Origin of the sequence: Gilliamella sp. Pas-s25 (genome assembly GCF_009795885.1) — a bacterium.
Taxonomy (GTDB): Bacteria; Pseudomonadota; Gammaproteobacteria; order Enterobacterales; family Orbaceae; genus Gilliamella.
The window spans coordinates 1-18,720 of the sequence record NZ_WTEV01000041.1 but is presented as its reverse complement, the minus strand read 5'-3'; the positions used below and the strand labels follow the sequence as shown (position 1 = coordinate 18,720).

Here is an 18,720-nt window from a genome sequence, read left to right as displayed (position 1 = left end):
TCGAGTTATGGTTGTTTTTTGCAGAATTATTATAACTCACATCATGCCGTCTAAAAAATAATCACGAAAGATCAACACGCCCTAGCTTCATAGATGATTTCCTATTTTATAGTCATTGTTATACTGATAATGTTGTTGACTTGATTGCCAGATAGCCCAACGAGTTTTACACAGGGGGCCTATGTAGTAAGGATTTTTACTGGCTATTGACCAAAAACCTGCAAAGCACTGCTGGTCGTAATAACGGAAAAAATGCTGACTACCATCCTCTTTCCAACATAAAGTAATTTTCGAAGTGTGTTAAACAGTGGGGTAAAGGCAATAGGGGCTTGTAACCATATTGGAGTTTCGTATTCTGTTTGATAAGTGACTAACGTCGAAATAAACGATGAATGGATAGCCGGTTTTAATTCAATTAATACCAGTCCAACTTCTGCCGATGACGCTTCAGACGTCCCCAAAAATAACGATTTATAACGTAAATTATCAATTTGTGATAATGATAAATAAAAACCCTGTAACAAGGCACAGTCAACTAAAACATACCAATAATTCTCACTCGGAGCATCTGGTATAAAGGGTAATAACAAAAACGGCATACCGGTAACCTAATCTTAAGTTAAAATAAATTTCTATTCTTCAACTCGACTTGGCTTTAATGGTCTTGTGGTTGGAACATAAATATTCCAGGTTTTTCTTTCGGGAATATCGCTGACGGTTTTATCACAAGAAATGGACACATGCCAATATTCCGAAGGTATATTCCACAATTTTTTATGGGGATCATATTCTGCCCATTTAGCTTTGATTGGCACTAAGCATCTAGCAACAATAATTCTTAAATCGGGTTCTGATGATCTCCAGTGAGTATTGTGTTCTTTATTGTATGCTTCGACAACTTCAATTGCTTTATCATTAATATATTTTAAACCATGAATTAGCTCATTACCGTAATGTTTCTGTACATCCGTTAGAACATGTGAATGTGCATAATTTGTTATCAAACTAAAGAAAAAAAACAAAATCATTGTGTTTATAGATGTTTTCATATTATTTATCCTATTATAAGTTTTCCCACATATTTGCCATCGCTGTCTGATCTATTGCTAATTAAATAGTGATATAAATCATTCCATTTTTGTATTTCATAACAGGTAATACATCCTTCCGATAAATTCCCTACATGAATAAATATTGACTCCGCAATAATTGGCTTATTCCTATTTTTTAACTTGACTTGGATCTAATGGCCTTGTGGTTGGAACATAAATATCCCAGGTTTTTCTTTCGGGAATATCGCTGACGGTTTTATCACAAGAAACTGACACATACCAATATTCCGAAGGTATATTCCACAATTTTTTATGAGGATCATATTCTGCCCATTTAGCTTTGAGTGGCACTAAGCACCTAGCAACAATAATTCTTAAATCGGGCTCTAATGACTCCCAGTGAGTATTGTGTCCTTTATTGTATGCTTCGATAACTTCAATTGCTTTATCATTAATATATTTTAAACCATGAATCTGCTCATCGCCATAATGTTTCTGTACATCTGTTAGAACATGTGAATGTGCATAATTTGTTATCAAACTAATGAAAAAAAATAAAACCATTGTGTTTATAGATGTTTTCATATTATTTATCCTATTATAAGTTTTCCCTCATATTTGCCATCGCTGTCTGATCTATTGCTAATTAAATATTGATATAAATCATTCCATTTTTGTGTTTCATAACAGGTAATACATCCTTCCGACAAATTCCCTACATGAACAAAATTACTATTATATGTTGGCGCATATTCTATCGGAAACCATACCATATCATAAACTAATGCTCTATACCCATTTAGATCAGTTCGATAATAAGCTGTTGAATCTCGGTCTCCTGCTGTAAATGGAGCCAAAATCTTATAAGTTCCATCAGGTAGTGGTTTTGAATGCAAGATTTGATTATGATAAGGACTAAGTGGGTTTGTTTCTTCATAATCCACATCTGAATCAATGGTAATTAGTGCTTTGTTTCCGTTAAAACTGAGCTCTGAAAATAATTGGTTCAATTCTTGTTTTCTAATAATAGAAATTTCCCTTTTTCTGACTATTTTTTTAACGGTTAATGTTGCACCAGTCCCTCTGGAACAGTCAATTAAACATTTTGCTACATTTTTATTACTTAAACTTGCAATATTATTAGCATATCGACCTTCTTTAATCAAAAAATAGGTTCGGCCACCTTCAATTTTTTGAATAATGACTTTCGTATATTCACTGAGAAAAGCAAAATCATTACTCGGGTCTAATTTTACTTTTAACCAACCAGTGGTATCTATTGATTTAGTATAACGGTGTTTTACACTAACAGTTGTTACTACATTTTCGACATTATTCGTTGTATTGGCAGATATTGAATTACACATAAATTATTCCTTTTTTATGATATAACGTATTCAAACTTCACATTTTCCGCTTCGTCAGACAATATACATTCAGTTCGCCCCTCATTATCTGTTATACCTTCAATGACTTTGCCTGAACCCAACGTTAATTTATATTTAACATTAGCTAATAACTCACCCTCTTCATTTTTTAATACAAATACTTTTTGATATTCATCAAGCGGTGGGGATACTTCTGAGCTGATGAGTATGTAAATTTGTCACTGCAAGAAATCAATATCTTGATTCACATATCGTTTGTAAAACGTGTCAATAACCAATACAATTAGCAACATATTTTTATTAGCAATAATAGATAGGACATTAATTGGTCATGCAAGAACAATATCGCCCAGATGAAATTGAAGCCACTGTACAAAAACACTGGCAAGACAATAAAACTTTTCACGTTACCGAAGATCCATCAAAACAAAAATATTACTGTTTATCGATGCTACCTTACCCGTCTGGGCGTTTGCATCTTGGTCATGTTCGCAATTACACCATTGGTGATACCATTTCACGTTACCAACGCTTAAATGGTAAAAATGTACTACAACCAATTGGTTGGGATGCGTTTGGTTTACCTGCTGAAGGGGCTGCTGTTAAAAATAATACTGCACCGGCAAAATGGACCTACGAAAATATTGCCTATATGAAAAAGCAATTACAGCTTTTAGGCTTCGGTTATGATTTGGATCGCGAAGTAACCACTTGCCGTCCAGAATATTACAAATGGGAACAATGGTTTTTTACCAAGTTATACGAAAAAGGCCTAGTTTATAAAAAAACATCTGCGGTTAACTGGTGTCCAAATGACCAAACCGTACTTGCTAATGAGCAAGTGGTTGAAGGTTGCTGTTGGCGTTGTAGTACCCCTGTTGAGCGCAAAGAGATCCCGCAGTGGTTTATTAAAATCACCGAATATGCTGAAGAGCTACTTAATGATTTAGATATCTTAGAGGACTGGCCAGAGCAAGTTAAAACTATGCAACGTAACTGGATTGGTCGCTCTGAAGGAGTTGAGTTTGACTTTGCTGTTGAAAATTATGCCGATAAATTACGCGTTTATACAACACGCCCCGATACTTTAATGGGGGTGAGCTTTGTCTCAGTTGCCGCAGAGCATCCTCTTGCACAATTAGCAGCAAAAAACGATCCTAAAATTGCTGAATTTGTTGCTGAATGTAAAAATACCAAAACAGCCGAAGCCGATATGGCAACCATGGAAAAGAAAGGTATTGCAACGGGCTTTTATGCTATCCACCCATTAACAAGAAAAAAAGTCCCTGTTTGGATTGCTAACTTTGTGTTAATTGAATATGGTACTGGTGCAGTCATGGCGGTACCGGGTCACGATGAACGAGATTATGAGTTTGCCTCAAAATACAATTTACCAATTAATCCTGTTATTTTAACTCAAGACGGCAATGCCCCCGACTTGTCTGAAAAAGCATATACTGAACATGGCAAATTATTTAATTCTGGCGAGTTTGATGGTCTGGATTTTGAGCAAGCATTTAATGCTGTTGCCAATAAATTAATTGCGTTAGGTATTGGTCAACGAAAAGTTAATTACCGTTTGCGTGATTGGGGCGTCTCGCGCCAACGTTATTGGGGTGCGCCTATTCCAATGGTGACGCTTGAAGACGGTACAACTATTCCAACACCAGAAGATCAGTTACCGGTTATTTTGCCAGAAGATGTCGAAATGAACGGTATCACTAGTCCAATTAAGGCCGATCCTAACTGGGCAAAAACAACGGTGAACGGTCAGCCTGCTCTACGTGAAACCGATACGTTTGATACCTTTATGGAGTCATCTTGGTATTATGCCCGTTATACTTGTCCACAATTTGACAAAGGTATGTTAGACGAAAAAGCTGCTAATTATTGGTTGCCTGTCGATCAATATGTCGGTGGTATTGAACATGCGATTATGCATTTGCTTTATTTTAGATTTTTCCACAAATTAATGCGTGATTTTGGTTTAGTTTCGTCCGATGAGCCAGCAAAACGCTTACTATGCCAAGGCATGGTATTAGCCGATGCGTTTTATTACACCAGTCCAACCAATGAACGCATTTGGGTTTCACCAACCGAAGTCACTATTGAACGTGATGAAAAAGGTCGCATTGCTAAAGCCGTTGACAAACATGGCAATGAGCTAGTCCATGCGGGTATGACGAAGATGTCAAAATCCAAAAATAATGGTATCGACCCTCAAGAAATGGTTGAAAAATATGGAGCCGATACAGTTCGCTTGTTTATGATGTTTGCTTCGCCAGCGGATATGACATTGGAATGGCAAGAGTCTGGTGTTGAAGGTGCTAACCGATTTATTAAACGTGTATGGCGTTTAGTGTATGAACATACTCAAAAAGGTCAAACCGCTAAACTTGATATTACAGCCTTAGATAGTGAACAAAAATCATTACGCCGTGAGCTACATAAAACCATTGCGAAAGTGAGTGATGATATTGGACGTCGCCAAACGTTTAACACCGCTATTGCCGCTGTGATGGAGTTTATGAACCGCTTACAAAAAGCACCACAAGAAACCGAGCAAGATCGTGCGCTAATGAGTGAGGCATTAAATGCGATTGTTCGTTTACTTTACCCTATGATGCCACACGCTTGTTTTGCTATGTGGCAAGCTTTAGGCCATAGCGAATCGATTGATAATACAACTTGGCCTGTTGCTGACCAATCAGCAATGATCGAAGATGAAAAACTTATTGTTGTGCAAATCAACGGTAAAGTCCGTGGTAAATTTACGGTGCCAGCTAATGCCGATCAAGATTTTGTTGTGTCGCAAGCGAAACAAGAGCCTAACATCCAAAAATACTTGAGCGATGTTACTATCCGTAAAGTAATTTACGTTCCAGGTAAATTATTAAATCTTGTTGTGGGTTAATATTGTTTAATAACTAAATTTAGGCGGTTATAGATATGAAAAAGTATTTAGCATTATTTATGTTATTAGCGATATCCTTAACAGGATGCGGATTTCATTTGCAGCATGAAACAGAAGTGCCAGAGCGGTTTAAAACGATGTCTTATGTAAGCTATGACCCTTATGGCCGACTGTCTCGCGACATTAAAGAGTTATTACACGATAACAAAGTGACTTTAACTACTAATAATGCAACAAGTCAGGTACCCTCGTTAAGAATGTTAAGCGAAAATCTAAGCCGCAATACTATTTCGATTTATCAAGATGGTAAAGCAGCCGAGTATCAATTGGTATTAACCGTTGAAGCTCAAGTTGTTATTGCTGGTCAACAAATATATCCAATTAGTGTACGTGTATTTAGGACATTTTTTGATAATCCATCTGAAGCATTGGCCAAAACGGTTGAGCAAGATTTAATTGAAAACGAGATGTTTACACAAGCTGCTAAACAAGTCATCCGTAAATTAAAATCGATTGATGCGGTAAATTAACGTTGTCATGATTAAAATTAGTGTCGATCAAATTAGTCATAAATTAGGATCACCCTATTATTTGATTTTAGGTAGTGATCCTTATTTACAACATTATGCACAAACTGAGTTACGGAAAGCTTTTACTCAGGCAGGCTTTGATGAACAGCTTACGTTTGTTATTGATAATCAAACCGACTGGACCGCCATTTTTGATAGCTGTCAGGCGATGAATCTATTTTCTACCAATACTTTAATTTTACTTGATTTTGGTGACGGTTCGTTAAATGCAGGTATTACCGCAAAACTCAATACACTAAGCGAGGTTTTAACCCCCGATATTGCGCTAATAATCATGCTTAATAAAATCACTAAATCGCAAGAAAATACTATTTGGTATAAGGCATTATCAGATAAGCTAGTGATTGTTAATTGTACCACACCAGATACGTTGCAGTTACCGCAATGGATTAAAAATCATTTGCAGCAACAACATATAACCATTGACCCAAAAGCAATTGAATTGCTTTGCTATTATTACGAAGGTAATTTACTGGCGTTAACACAAATTATTGCGCAGCTAAAATTGCTGTATCCCGATCAGAGTATTTCGTATGATGAAGTCGAAAGTAATATTAATGATTCAGCGATATTTACACCCTATCATTGGACTGACGCAATGATTGCCAACAAAACGAAGCGAGCTATTCACATTTTACAGCAGTTGAAAATAAATGAATTTGAGCCGTTAATTTTGTTGCGGATTATTCAACGTGAGTTGATATTGATGATCAATTTAAAAAAAGGATTGCAACAAAAATCATTGAAACAAGTTTTTGATGAATATAAAATTTGGCAAAATAAAAGAACGATTTATACTAATTATCTAAACCGTTGCCAACTTAAAAGCCTGTTTAATTTATTAGCCAAACTGACTGAAATCGAAATTAGTTTAAAACATGATAATCAGGCGCGAATATGGGATGCTATGTTTAGTTTATCGATGCAGTTTATGGGATTAAATAAATGTTAACTGCGTTGTTAGGCGGAACTTTTGATCCAATCCATTATGGACACCTTCGCCCTGCTATTTCGTTAGCTAGCGAAGTTGGGTTAAAACAAATTAGCTTATTGCCCAATCATATTCCGCCACATAAACCACAACCCGAAGCGAGCACCGAGCAACGTTTGGCAATGTTAAAATTAGCGATTGAAGATTTGCCCTTATTTGCGTTAGATGTAAGAGAGCTTTTACCTAAAGCCTCAACCCGTCCTTCTTTTACCATTGAAACGCTTCAAGCTTGGCGACAAGAAAATGGGGATAGTGAAGGATTAGCTTTTATTATGGGGCAAGATTCATTATTGAGTTTGCCAACTTGGAATAAATGGCAAACGTTGCTTGATTATTGTCATTTACTCATTTGTCGTAGGCCGGGTTATGCAAAAAATACCAATAATATTGAGCTACAACAATGGATTGAGGTGCATAACACCTCAAACGCACAAGATTTGCATGATTCACCACATGGTTATATCTTTTTTGCGCATACACCACTTGAAAACATTTCAGCAACTGAAATCAGACTAAATATTAACAATCAAGCCAGTTGTGAAAATTTGTTGCCAGCCAAAGTGTGGCATTATATTCAGCAGCAAGAACTTTATTGTGCAAAGAAATAGTAGAAAGGGCTTTACTTCTGACAGTTTTTTCGGCATTATTTCGCCGCTGTGTTTATATATTCTAAATTCAGTTTTTTTGTGTTTATACTTAACTTTGCTTAGTCATCTAATACAACATCAATCAGATGGTAATAGCACGTTATTGTTTTGCCGTTAAAACACTTAAACGTAGCAAAACAGTTAGTCAGTTAAATATATTTAATTTGTATTTATTATTAAGAGGCCCCAATGGCAAAAGAAGATAACATTGAAATGCAAGGTACTATACTTGATACACTTCCAAACACGATGTTTCGTGTTGAACTTGAAAATGGTCATGTCGTTACTGCACATATTTCTGGTAAGATGCGAAAAAACTATATTCGTATTTTAACTGGCGATAAAGTTACTGTTGAAATGACGCCTTATGATCTGTCAAAAGCACGTATCATCTTCCGTAGTCGCTAATATCGTTATCAAGATAAACTATTTAACAGTTTATTTCTCTCTTTTTTAATAAAAAACCGTCGACTTTTGTCGACGGAAAAGTAAAGAATTGGGACTAAACTTGCGAATTAATCTTCTTTAGAAAAGTCCATCTGTTCGTATTTAACCCATTTTGTCTTTTTAACAATTTTGTAGCCAAAGTAAATCATTAAAAATAATGGTATACCAATATAGGTCGCAATAACACCATTCCAATCAATGGTATCTTGCAAGAAAGCTTCGTAATTTTGACCAAGGGTAATAATTAAGCATAATACAAAAGCGAAAATAGGGCCAAATGGGAAGCAACTTGACTGATACGGTAATTGATTAACATCCTTACCTTGAATAGTGTAACCCTTTCTAAAACGATAATGGCTAATTGCAATGCCTAGCCAAGCAATAAAGCCTGTCATACCTGACATATTAAGTAACCATAAATAAACTGCCTGATCTTTGTACATCGAGGTTAAGAAACAAAGCATGGCCACAAATGTTGTCGCTAACAACGCAGCACGAGGCACACCTGACGATGATAAGTTTGCAAAGATTTTAGGTGCTTTACCTTCTTTAGCAAGTGCATATAGCATACGGGTTGAAGCATACAGCCCTGAGTTACCCGCAGATAATACGGATGTTAAAATAACTGCATTCATTAATGCCGCAGCAGATAATAATCCTGCATGCTCAAAGACAAGGGTAAATGGACTAACACTGACATCAGTTTCATCGTTACGTAGTAAATTAGGATCAGTATAAGGAATAATCAAGCTGATGACTAAAATCGCAAAGATATAAAATAGCAGTATTCGCCAAAACACTTGACGCATAGCTTTAGGTATGTTTTTTTCTGGATCTTTTGATTCACCCGCAGCAATACCTATTAATTCGGTGCCTTGAAATGAAAATCCAACCACCATTGCCACACCAATCATTGATGAAAAACCACCCGCAAAAGGCGCTTCTTTGATAGTCCAATTTTGCCAACCAGCCACTTCGACGCCTCGAAAGATGCCAATAATCATTAATAAGCCAACTACAATAAAAATAATCACAGTAACAACTTTAATTAATGAAAACCAAAATTCTGCTTCACCAAAACCTTTAACTGAAATATAGTTTAAGCAAAAGATGATGCTTAAAAATAATAAGCTCCATAACCAACTATAAGGTCCTGCATCAAACCAATAAGAGATAACTAATTGAGCTGCAACTAAGTCTACAGCAACAGTAATTGCCCAGTTGTACCAATAGTTCCAACCAATGGCAAAACCAAACGCTTCATCGACATAACGTGAACCATAAGTTGCAAAAGTACCTGAAACAGGCAAATAAGCTGCTAGCTCACCAAGGCTGGTCATTAAAAAATATACCATCACACCTATAATGGCATACGAAAGCAATGCACCTCCAGGACCTGCCTGAGCAACGGTTGCCCCTGATGCGACAAATAGCCCCGTTCCGATCGAGCCACCAATAGCTATCATGGCTAAATGGCGGGCTTTTAAATCTCGTTTTAATTTGTTTTTCATAATCATTTTCTTCTGTCTAAAAAGATCAAATTTATCTGTAAAATTAGCCACTTATTTGATGTATAAAGATATATGTGGCTAAAATCTATCTCAAAAATTTATTGATATTTATCACTAAATAATGAAGTGCGGGAAGTTTATCAAAAAAACTACTGTGCGAGATAAATAATTCTAATAATCGAACTGTTTTGTTAAATTTAGGCAATACTTAATCTTTAGTTAGCTGTTCTAATTGTGTTAGATAATTCATCGCTTGCATTCTATTATTACCACACATTTCGATGCTAGGTTTTAATCGACCACAAACTGTTGGCCTTGATGGGTGTAAAAATAATTTACATTGATAATTATTATCTAAATGAATGCAAGCAACGCCAGCTGGTTTCCCTTTAGGCATACCAGGAATAGTTGATGAAATCGATGGAGCAATACAACAAGCACCACAGTTTTGCCTGCATTTGAATAAATCTGCCATAGTTTTTCTTTAATTTAAGGCGCTTGAATAAATTTTGATGGTGACAATAGCAAGTTAGCGGTAAAATAGCGAGCTAATTTTTAACTGTTTTTATTAATTGTGAAGAATAAATATTATGGCTAAAGCAAATGAAATAAAACGTGGCGATGCAGTCGCCTTTAATGGCAAATTATTACTGGTTAAAGATATTGATGTTCAAAGCCCAAGTGCTCGTGGTGCAAGTACACTTTATAAAATGCGTTTTACCGATGTCAAAAATGGCGGTAAAGTTGAAGAGCGTTTTAAAGGTGATGATATCCTCGAAACGATTGAACTATCGCGCCGTCCTGTTAGTTTTTCGTATATTGATGGCGATGAATATGTGTTTATGGATAACGAAGATTTTACCCCTTATATCTTTAAAAAAGAGCAAATAGAAGATGAGCTATTGTTTATTCCTGAAGGTGGTATGAATGGTATTCAAGTGCTAATGGCGGATGGCGAAGTGCTTGCTTTAGAATTACCGCAAACGGTTGATCTCGAAATTGTTGAAACTTCGCCAAGTATTAAAGGGGCGTCAGCTAGTGCGCGAACTAAACCGGCCACGTTATCAACAGGGCTTGTTATTCAAGTTCCTGAATATATTGATAACCACGAAAAAGTTAAAATTCATATTGCTGAACGCCGTTATATGAGCCGTGCCGAATAACCAGTAAAATTGTAATGAATATATATAATCAAAATAAACTACACAAACGATTGCGTCGCTTGACTGGCGAGGCAATCGCTGACTTTAATATGATCGAAGAAGGTGATCGTATTATGGTTTGCTTATCAGGTGGTAAAGATAGTTATACTTTGCTTGATATTCTAATTAACTTGAAAATCAGCGCACCAATAAACTTTGAGCTAATTGCAGTTAATTTAGATCAAAAACAACCGGGATTTCCTGAAGATGTTTTGCCTCAGTATTTGCAATCCTTAAGCATTGAATACAAAATCGTGCAAGAAAATACCTATGGTATTGTCAAAGAAAAGATACCCGAAGGTAAAACAACTTGCTCGCTTTGTTCACGGCTGCGCCGAGGAATTTTATACCGCACAGCCACCGAACTTGGCGCAACAAAAATTGCCCTTGGTCATCATCGTGATGATATTTTAGAAACATTGTTTTTAAATATGTTCTATGGCGGTAAACTCAAAGCAATGCCACCGAAGCTAATGAATGATTCTGGCGAACATATCATTATTCGACCACTAGCTTATTGCAAAGAAAAGGACATCGCCAAATACGCTGAAATTAAACAATTTCCGATTATTCCTTGTAATCTTTGTGGCTCACAACCCAACTTACAAAGGCAAGTAATTAAAGAAATGCTCAATGAATGGGATAAAAAGTTCCCAGGACGCATTGAAACTATGTTCCGAGCAACACAAAATATCACCCTATCCCATCTGTGTGATACCAATTTGTTTGATTTTAAAGGGATTAAAAAAGGTGATCTTGCTGTTAATGGTGGCGATATCGCTTTTGACCGCGAAGATATCGCACCAATCGGAGGCTTTGATGCTTCAGAGCTTAAAGATCAAGATATGATTTTATGGAAAGAAGCAAAATAACTGGTTAATATCACCACCGGTGATAGTTATTGTTCAATTAATGCCACTAGTGTGGCATTAACTTTTATTTATATTACACAACAAACTTAACAAGCTGCTATTTTAAAAAAGTTTAAGATCGGCTCTACTTGAAGTAAAATATCAATATTTAACCCATTAAATTAACCATTTTTGCCAGCATTGGTTGACTATTTGTTTTTCTTGTATAAAGAGTGAGTTATCAACCATGCTTGGTTGTAATTGTAAGGCAAGCTGATGAATTTTATTGCGCATGTCGATGTAAGCTTGTGTTAGCAGCTGTGCTTCATAACTGTCCATGATTTGATAATTTGTTGCAAGTTCTAAAATTCGCACATTATCACTCCATGCCGTCATTTTAGGATATTGATGAGCATAATTAAGTACAAAATATTGTGATAAAAACTCAATATCCCCAATTCCCCCTTCGTCAATCTTTAAATTAAATAAATTAGCTTGTGTCGTGCCAAGATGACTTCTCATTTTTTCACGCATTTGCCGAACTTCAGTTTTTAGTGTGTTTTCATCACGCTTTTTACAAAGTACATTATGACGAATTTGGTTAAAGCGTTTTATTAATTCATCTTCACCATAGACTGCTCTAGCTCGCACTAATGCTTGATGTTCCCATGTCCACGCCTCATTCATTTGGTAATCTGCAAACGAATCTAAACTACATGCAAGTAGTCCAGCATCGCCCTGAGGGCGAAGCCTTACATCGACTTCATATAAAATACCAAAGCTAGTACGCACATTAAATAAATGAATAATTCGCTGAACTAAACGCAAATAAAATTGACGGCTATCGATCTGTTTACTGCCATTAGTCATGCTGTTGACAGGACAATCATGTAAAAAAACCAGATCTAAATCAGAACCATACCCTAACTCCCAGCCACCTAATTTACCGTAGGCAACCACAACTAAGCCTTTATCATTATCGCCTAAATGCTCTGGTTTGCCATAACGAGCAATCATTTGGTTCCATGCCATTTGTAAAACAAAAGCAAGTAATGCCTCGGCCACATAGGTTAAGTGATCGCTGACTTTCATGGTTGATAAGACTTGTTCAACATCTGCTGCTGCAATATGCAGTAATTGCATCTGCTTAAATTGGCGTAACGCTTCAAGTTGTTGTTCTTCATCATCCAACTGAATGCGTAATAAATACTGATAAAGCTGGCTTTTATACTCATTAGGTGCAACGGTTTGGTACAGCGAATTGATATCAATAAGTTCATCTAATAATATAGGATAATGAGCAAGTTGATCGCTAATCATTGGCGATGCACTACATAAACGAATTAACTGTTTTAATGCAGTCGGATACTCCAATAACAACTCTAAATAAGTCGTGCGACTAACAATATTAATTATCAATGGTAAAATTCTTGGTAATACCATTAATGCTTGTTTGTCAGCACAACAAGCTTCTAATAGTCTTGGCATTAATTGATCAAGTATTTCTCGTCCACGAACACCAATTGTTCGTTTACTTATATCATCTCTAAATTGCACAAGCATCTGCCAAAATTGATTTGCCTCACTATCTGAATAGTTAGGTAGTATTGCCATCACATCATTTAATTGTAGATCTGGTACCCAAAGATCATCAAATTGGTCATTATGCTGTTTATCATTAGAGGACAATTCAGGCTCTACCTCTCCAATAAGTTCATTGAATATTAAACGATTAATTTGCATTCGTGTCGATAATTCAGTTGCAAAATCAAACCAATTACTAAAGCCCATGCTTATCGCTAAACGTAACTGATCAAGATCATCCTCTGGAAGTGTTTGGGTTTGCTCATCACCAATTGCTTGCAGTAAGTTTTCGCAACGGCGCAAAAAAAGGTAATTTTCGCGTAACGTCAATACTTCTTGAGGGCTCAGTAATTGTTCATGCTCAATGACCTGTAAAGCAGATAATAATGAACGAGTTTGTAGGCTCACCACTCGACCACCGCGAATAAGCTGAAAAACTTGTACAATAAACTCTATCTCGCGGATGCCACCTGCCCCAAGTTTAATATTGTTTTTTAAACCACGGCGACGCACTTCACGTTCAATCATGCTTTTCATATTACGCAATGATTGTAAGACGCTAAAGTCAATATAACGGCGATATACAAAGGGTTTTAGCATTTGGTAAAGCTCTTTAGCATAAGGCGCTTGCTCATTACCCAATACTTTTGCTTTAACCATCGCATAGCGTTCCCAATCTCGCCCTTGTTCTTGGTAATAATCTTCCATAGCCGCAAAACTCAATACTAAAGGCCCTCCATCACCAAGCGGGCGCAAACGCATATCCACACGGTAGACAAAACCATCTTCAGTAATTTGATCAAGTGCTTTAATTAAACGTTGACCTAATCGAGTGAAAAATACCGCATTATCTAGCTCTCTCCGCCCTCCTTGTGTTTGCCCATGTTCCGGATAAGTAAAAATCAAATCAATATCAGACGAAAAATTAAGTTCTCCCCCGCCTAGTTTGCCCATCCCTAAAATCAGTAATGGCTGTGGCTCACCTTGAGCATTACAAGGTGTTCCCCACTCTTTACAACTAAGCTCATAGAGCCAATCACGAGCTGTAACAATGATCACTTCGGCCAGTTCACTCAATTGTAATAAAATCTGCTCATCATTGCTGGTATGTGTTAATTGAGACCACGCCAACCGGACTAAAATATAACGACGAAATTGTCTTAATATCTTCATTAATTCAGTTTCATCTGAAACTGCCGTTAATTTTTCACTCAACCAATTTTGGTAATATTTTCTTTCATCGGCTTGTGGTGGATTTTTTACGATATCAGACAGCCACGATGGAAATTGATAAAAAGCATCTACCAAAAAATCACTGTGTACTAAAATATCAAGATTAGCTTCCACCTCATTCGGGGTGCATTGCTTAAGTTGAAAGGTAATTTTTTGCTTTTGCTGGTCAAGCAAAGTGGAAAGCAAGTGGTTAAGCTCCAACATGGGTAAACTCTCTTAGAAATATTTTTACTAAAAGTAAAATCACTAAAATAGAACCATATTATAAATAACTTTTGCTATTGATATAGTATTTTATATACAAAATGAAAACTTGCAGAAAAATAATGGATAATGCATACAAAAAATAAAAACTGTTTCAAGTTATTAATCTTATCTTTGCCATATCTACAATACACATTTTGGAACGAGAGTTTTTTGCTAAAACGGCATAATTACCTTAATCCTAATAAAACCATGCCATAACAAGAGGGAGTAAAAATTTCAGGTATCACTCTATATAAAACAACAATATATAATACAAGACAGTACTACTTATTATAGCGCCACACTTGCTGTGCTTAATGTAAAATGTTGCCATTGATAATAACAGAAATTGAACTTGCTTAATGCCAATTTTACCAGTTCAATTTCTGTTAAGTTAATTGGTGTAAACCCTATTCAGGCGATAGCTTAACAAAACAGGATAAATTATCTTTTTTACTAAAAAATGCCTTGGCTGTTTTGCGGACAACACCGCAACCAATTACACTTAAAATAAGAAATAAGAATATAATATCGGCTATAACTATGACCAGCATTTCATTGTTTGTCAATGAGTTTGCTATCTTATCAAACCATTTTAGACAATATATATTTATAGAGATGACAATTATTGCTATTAGTAATGTCAACATAAAAGCAATAGCAGCACTAAAAATTAATGACTTCACTTGTAATTGACCATTAACTGCCATAAATTTTTTTCGTAAAGCAAAATAACCGATCATATTTATAATCAGCAAAAAAGCTGAATAAAACGTAATAATTACAATATTTTGTTCAAAGGGAGCAGTGGAGTCTAGAGGATCTTTAGGGATAAAAAAGAAATTTAAACAGAACAAGACAATAGCTAGATAATAAAAATTAAACAATAAAATAAATAAAGATAAATGAATTTTTTGACTATTGTCTGAGGATAATACAATCATATCTGACTCTGTTACAAAAGCAGTTCGCAGTAGCTTTACCCCAAAATAAATCGCCATTATTATCCAAATATAACAAGCTAGTCTAAATATGGCTATATAGAGACTTTCTATATGAGGAAAATAATATGGAGCTATAGCAGAATATAAAAATCCAAGAACCTGTCGCTCAAATATCACCTGACAACCATTGATACCTATTATTATCAAAAAGACAATTAAGAATACACAAAGCAGATTCTTTTTATTGGCCCGATAAACCGAATTCTTGTGCAATATTATGGCTGAAGTAATAAAAATTAAAACCAGATTTGCTAGCTGATTAAAAGTATTAGGCAAAACTATATGAATAATTAATGATACAAAAGAATCGGCCCAAATATATGGCTTAAGCTTTGTATAGCTGAAAACCATATTGTCAACAAGAAATTCTCGTCCAACCAAAAAAGTGCTATCTAGCACCCCATAAAACAGCACGAACAAGAACGGTAATTTAAAAAAGGAGAGTTTTATCATCTTACTTTTCATTCAATTAATTAACAGTTAGCTTTGCAATCAACATTAGTTTCAACTTTGTATTTATCTCACTAAAAGCAAATTCCTTTACAGAGTTAATGGACAATAATGCCATTTGCCATTGGGTAAATTCAGGTTCAAGCGAAAGATGTTTATCTATTAGAATATAATTGATTTGATTTAGTGTCTGTTGGTATAGTTCCAAATCATTAACTTCTAACGCATACTCTTCGTTTTGTTGCCAAAACTTTAATAGCTGTACCAAATCTTGATGAACTTGTGGATCAAACTGGCAGATTTTTAATGGCGCATTTTTGAGTAAGCGATAACCTCTAGCGGCTTTACTTTGTGAAAAAAGATGTAAATTAAATCGACTTAATTCAAGCGCAAAATTGAGTAAATCCTGCTTATTACCTTGTTTGATCTCTAATTCGACTTCTTGGATTATTTTAATTTTTCCATTTGAGTGAATTTCACCTTGATCTAATGCTACTTCAATTTCGCTACTTGCAAACGAAATTAACCAAACTTGACGTTTAAAGTCAGTTGAAAATAACGGTAATAAATCTTGCTGTAATCGCTCAATATCACAATTATCAGGCAATGCCGAATGCGGTAATACTGCTAAAGCAGGCTCTGAATTAGGCAAATCAGCATTAAACTCAGCTCGTTCGTGTAAACCTGCAATAGTTTTTTTATCACGTTTCAAGGTGATTTCATAATGAGTTATCGTGCTGTCATTACTTGTTCTGACTCGTAAACCACATCCATGATGACGCAAATAATAGTCCACTGTATCATAATAGGTGTTACAAAGTGTTAATTGCGAGAATGTACGTTTTTGATTTGATATTGCAGAAAACTCTAGCTCATCAGAGTGCGCCCATTGATTTAAATAAAATTGCAACGCAGCAATATCACTATTATTTATTTCAAACTTTAATTCAATTTCGTTACTCATTAATCTATTTTTTATTCATTATTGTGATTCATCTATTGTTTAGTTATTATGTAAAGCAATCAATGACGGGCAAACTAGGCATTAAAAAGCACTGTCAATTAATGTTCGTGAACTCGATTACCAATTACTTTACGACACGAAATGGATTAGTTGGCTTAGGTTTGGATTGTTCGGATTGTTGAGTTGAGGCTTCACGCTGAGCATGATATTGCGGCTCATTTTCAAATCCCATGCCAACGCCATTTTCGCGTGCATAAATAGCCTCAATTGCAGCCATCGGCACCACAATGTGTTGGGGTACGCCAGAAAAACGAGCATTGAATTCAATTTGTTCATTAGTAGATAAATATTGGCCTACCGATTGCGGGGCTATATTTAAAACGATTTGATTGTTTTGGATAAATTCCTGCGGCACTAATACACCATATACCGAAGTATTCACTACAATATAAGGCGTTAAGTCGTTATCTAAAATCCAATCATAAAAAGCCCTAAATATGTAAGGGCGACGCGGGGTCATTTGCTCAAGTTCCATTAAGGCCACCTTGTCTAAAATTATCGTAAATTAAGGATAAATTTAATTGATTAAGATCTTATCTTTTTTTCTTCTTCAGTTAATGAATTAACAAAAGCAGGACGTTCAAAAATTCGTGCCATATAACCTAAATAATTCTTTTCAGCTACTTTTGGTAATTCAATATCAAGCAATGGTAATCGCCAAAGTAATGGAGCAAAGTAACAATCACTTAATGTAAAATCATCACTCATAAAATAATCTGCTTCTTTAAACATGATTGAAATTGAAACAAGATCATCAAGAAGATTTTTTCGTGCTGTTTTGGCTGCATCGCTATTAGGATCGGCAATGATTGTTTCATAAGCACTGTACCACTCTTTTTTAATTCGATACATCGTTAATCTAGAATTTGCTCGAACAATCGGGTAGACTGGCATTAATGGCGGATGTGGAAAACGTTCATCAAGGTATTCCAATGCAATATGTGGTTCATATAACGTAAGATCTCGATCAATTAAAGTTGGAATTGAACCATATGGGTTAAGATCCAATAATTCTTGAGGTAAATTATCTGCCGTTACAAACTCTATTTCCGCAGTTACCCCTTTTTCTGCCAGAACAAAACGGATCTGATGTCCGTAAATATCTGTTGTATCACAAAATAATGTCATCACAGAACGTTTATTAACAGCAACAACCATATCCACTCCAAATATATAAAATTAAAATAAGTTTTATTGATGACCATTCTAACAAATTGAATAACAAATTTGTTAAAAAAAATGAATTTTCTTACGTTATTTTCTTGAATAATACAATATTGAAAAAAAGTTTCAGAAAAGCATACGTTTTAATATAAAAGATGGCCAAATGAGTTAGATTCGTCAAATTTAAGCAGATTTATTTGTTTGCCGATAACCTTTCATCATTCAAAGTCACTTAATCAAAAGAAGGAATGTTGTTTAATAGACAAAAACAGCATAAAAAAACCCAGCAAATGCTGGGTTTTTGAAACAAAGTTGTAACGTTTTTGTAATATTGAAAGTCGGGTAAGGACACAACATTACTGTTGCGTCCTCCCCTAAGAACTGTACGAGCGAATTTCTCCGCATACAGCTCAAGCCTTTCA

Annotated in this window: 18 protein-coding genes; 7 read left to right on the top strand and 11 right to left on the bottom strand. The window is 35.5% G+C overall.

What is annotated here, in order from left to right:
• Nucleotides 1-203: 203 nt before the first annotated feature.
• The 4 genes from GQ593_RS12565 to GQ593_RS12550 form a co-directional block, all read right to left on the bottom strand.
• Nucleotides 204-599 carry a DUF4123 domain-containing protein gene (locus GQ593_RS12565; protein ID WP_160432347.1) on the bottom strand — a complete coding sequence of 132 codons (396 nt, stop codon included), beginning with the start codon at nucleotides 597-599 and terminating at the stop codon, nucleotides 204-206.
• A 33-nt stretch (nucleotides 600-632) separates the two neighbouring features.
• The gene (locus GQ593_RS12560) at nucleotides 633-1,049 is read right to left on the bottom strand and encodes a hypothetical protein (RefSeq protein WP_160432346.1); all 417 of its coding nucleotides are present in this window, start codon (nucleotides 1,047-1,049) and stop codon (nucleotides 633-635) included.
• A gap of 171 nt (nucleotides 1,050-1,220) precedes the next feature.
• Nucleotides 1,221-1,637, bottom strand: coding sequence for a hypothetical protein (locus GQ593_RS12555; protein WP_160432345.1), 417 nt, complete (start codon nucleotides 1,635-1,637; stop codon nucleotides 1,221-1,223).
• Between the two features lie 5 nt (nucleotides 1,638-1,642).
• Nucleotides 1,643-2,419, bottom strand: coding sequence for a hypothetical protein (locus tag GQ593_RS12550; RefSeq protein WP_160432344.1), 777 nt, complete (start codon nucleotides 2,417-2,419; stop codon nucleotides 1,643-1,645).
• Nucleotides 2,420-2,771: 352 nt separating this feature from the next.
• On the opposite strand from GQ593_RS12550, the gene leuS reads away from it, so the two are divergent.
• The 5 genes from leuS to infA all read left to right on the top strand — a co-directional run bounded on the left by leuS (nucleotide 2,772) and on the right by infA (nucleotide 7,990).
• Complete coding sequence (leuS, locus tag GQ593_RS12545; RefSeq protein WP_160432343.1) at nucleotides 2,772-5,354, top strand: leucine--tRNA ligase; 2,583 nt, start codon at nucleotides 2,772-2,774, stop codon at nucleotides 5,352-5,354.
• Between the two features lie 35 nt (nucleotides 5,355-5,389).
• On the top strand, nucleotides 5,390-5,884 hold the full coding sequence (gene lptE, locus GQ593_RS12540) for an LPS assembly lipoprotein LptE (protein ID WP_160432342.1): 495 nt from the start codon (nucleotides 5,390-5,392) through the stop codon (nucleotides 5,882-5,884).
• Between the two features lie 7 nt (nucleotides 5,885-5,891).
• Nucleotides 5,892-6,896, top strand: coding sequence for a DNA polymerase III subunit delta (gene holA / locus GQ593_RS12535; protein WP_160432341.1), 1,005 nt, complete (start codon nucleotides 5,892-5,894; stop codon nucleotides 6,894-6,896).
• On the top strand, nucleotides 6,890-7,543 hold the full coding sequence (nadD, locus tag GQ593_RS12530) for a nicotinate-nucleotide adenylyltransferase (RefSeq protein ID WP_160432340.1): 654 nt from the start codon (nucleotides 6,890-6,892) through the stop codon (nucleotides 7,541-7,543). The genes holA and nadD overlap by 7 nt, the downstream gene beginning before the upstream one ends.
• Before the next feature lie 228 nt (nucleotides 7,544-7,771).
• Nucleotides 7,772-7,990 (top strand): translation initiation factor IF-1, encoded by a 219-nt coding sequence (gene infA / locus GQ593_RS12525; RefSeq protein WP_025315083.1) that lies wholly within the window; start codon nucleotides 7,772-7,774, stop codon nucleotides 7,988-7,990.
• Between the two features lie 107 nt (nucleotides 7,991-8,097).
• On the opposite strand, the gene GQ593_RS12520 is transcribed toward infA, so the two are convergent.
• Both GQ593_RS12520 and GQ593_RS12515 read right to left on the bottom strand, forming a co-directional pair.
• On the bottom strand, nucleotides 8,098-9,546 hold the full coding sequence (locus tag GQ593_RS12520; RefSeq protein WP_160432348.1) for an amino acid permease: 1,449 nt from the start codon (nucleotides 9,544-9,546) through the stop codon (nucleotides 8,098-8,100).
• Between the two features lie 202 nt (nucleotides 9,547-9,748).
• Nucleotides 9,749-10,015 carry a YkgJ family cysteine cluster protein gene (locus GQ593_RS12515; protein WP_160432339.1) on the bottom strand — a complete coding sequence of 89 codons (267 nt, stop codon included), beginning with the start codon at nucleotides 10,013-10,015 and terminating at the stop codon, nucleotides 9,749-9,751.
• Nucleotides 10,016-10,130: 115 nt separating this feature from the next.
• Here GQ593_RS12515 and yeiP point away from each other — a divergent pair, with 115 nt between their 5' ends.
• Together yeiP and ttcA are read left to right on the top strand one after the other, a co-directional pair.
• Nucleotides 10,131-10,703, top strand: coding sequence for an elongation factor P-like protein YeiP (gene yeiP / locus GQ593_RS12510; RefSeq protein ID WP_160432338.1), 573 nt, complete (start codon nucleotides 10,131-10,133; stop codon nucleotides 10,701-10,703).
• A gap of 14 nt (nucleotides 10,704-10,717) precedes the next feature.
• Complete coding sequence (gene ttcA, locus GQ593_RS12505; RefSeq protein WP_160432337.1) at nucleotides 10,718-11,614, top strand: tRNA 2-thiocytidine(32) synthetase TtcA; 897 nt, start codon at nucleotides 10,718-10,720, stop codon at nucleotides 11,612-11,614.
• Nucleotides 11,615-11,770: 156 nt separating this feature from the next.
• Here the strand turns inward: ttcA and glnE are convergent, their stop codons facing one another.
• From glnE to GQ593_RS12480, 5 genes are all read right to left on the bottom strand, one after another.
• Entirely contained in the window at nucleotides 11,771-14,614 is a 2,844-nt protein-coding gene (gene glnE / locus GQ593_RS12500; RefSeq protein ID WP_160432336.1) for a bifunctional [glutamate--ammonia ligase]-adenylyl-L-tyrosine phosphorylase/[glutamate--ammonia-ligase] adenylyltransferase, read from the bottom strand.
• 452 nt (nucleotides 14,615-15,066) lie between these two features.
• A complete protein-coding gene (locus tag GQ593_RS12495) occupies nucleotides 15,067-16,113 on the bottom strand; it encodes a hypothetical protein (RefSeq protein WP_160432335.1) in 1,047 nt (348 codons plus the stop codon).
• 16 nt (nucleotides 16,114-16,129) lie between these two features.
• Nucleotides 16,130-17,074, bottom strand: coding sequence for a CYTH domain-containing protein (locus GQ593_RS12490; protein ID WP_160432334.1), 945 nt, complete (start codon nucleotides 17,072-17,074; stop codon nucleotides 16,130-16,132).
• Between the two features lie 124 nt (nucleotides 17,075-17,198).
• Entirely contained in the window at nucleotides 17,199-17,609 is a 411-nt protein-coding gene (locus tag GQ593_RS12485; RefSeq protein ID WP_160432333.1) for a ClpXP protease specificity-enhancing factor, read from the bottom strand.
• Nucleotides 17,610-17,659: 50 nt separating this feature from the next.
• Nucleotides 17,660-18,292 (bottom strand): glutathione S-transferase N-terminal domain-containing protein, encoded by a 633-nt coding sequence (locus GQ593_RS12480; RefSeq protein ID WP_160432332.1) that lies wholly within the window; start codon nucleotides 18,290-18,292, stop codon nucleotides 17,660-17,662.
• Nucleotides 18,293-18,720: the final 428 nt, after the last annotated feature.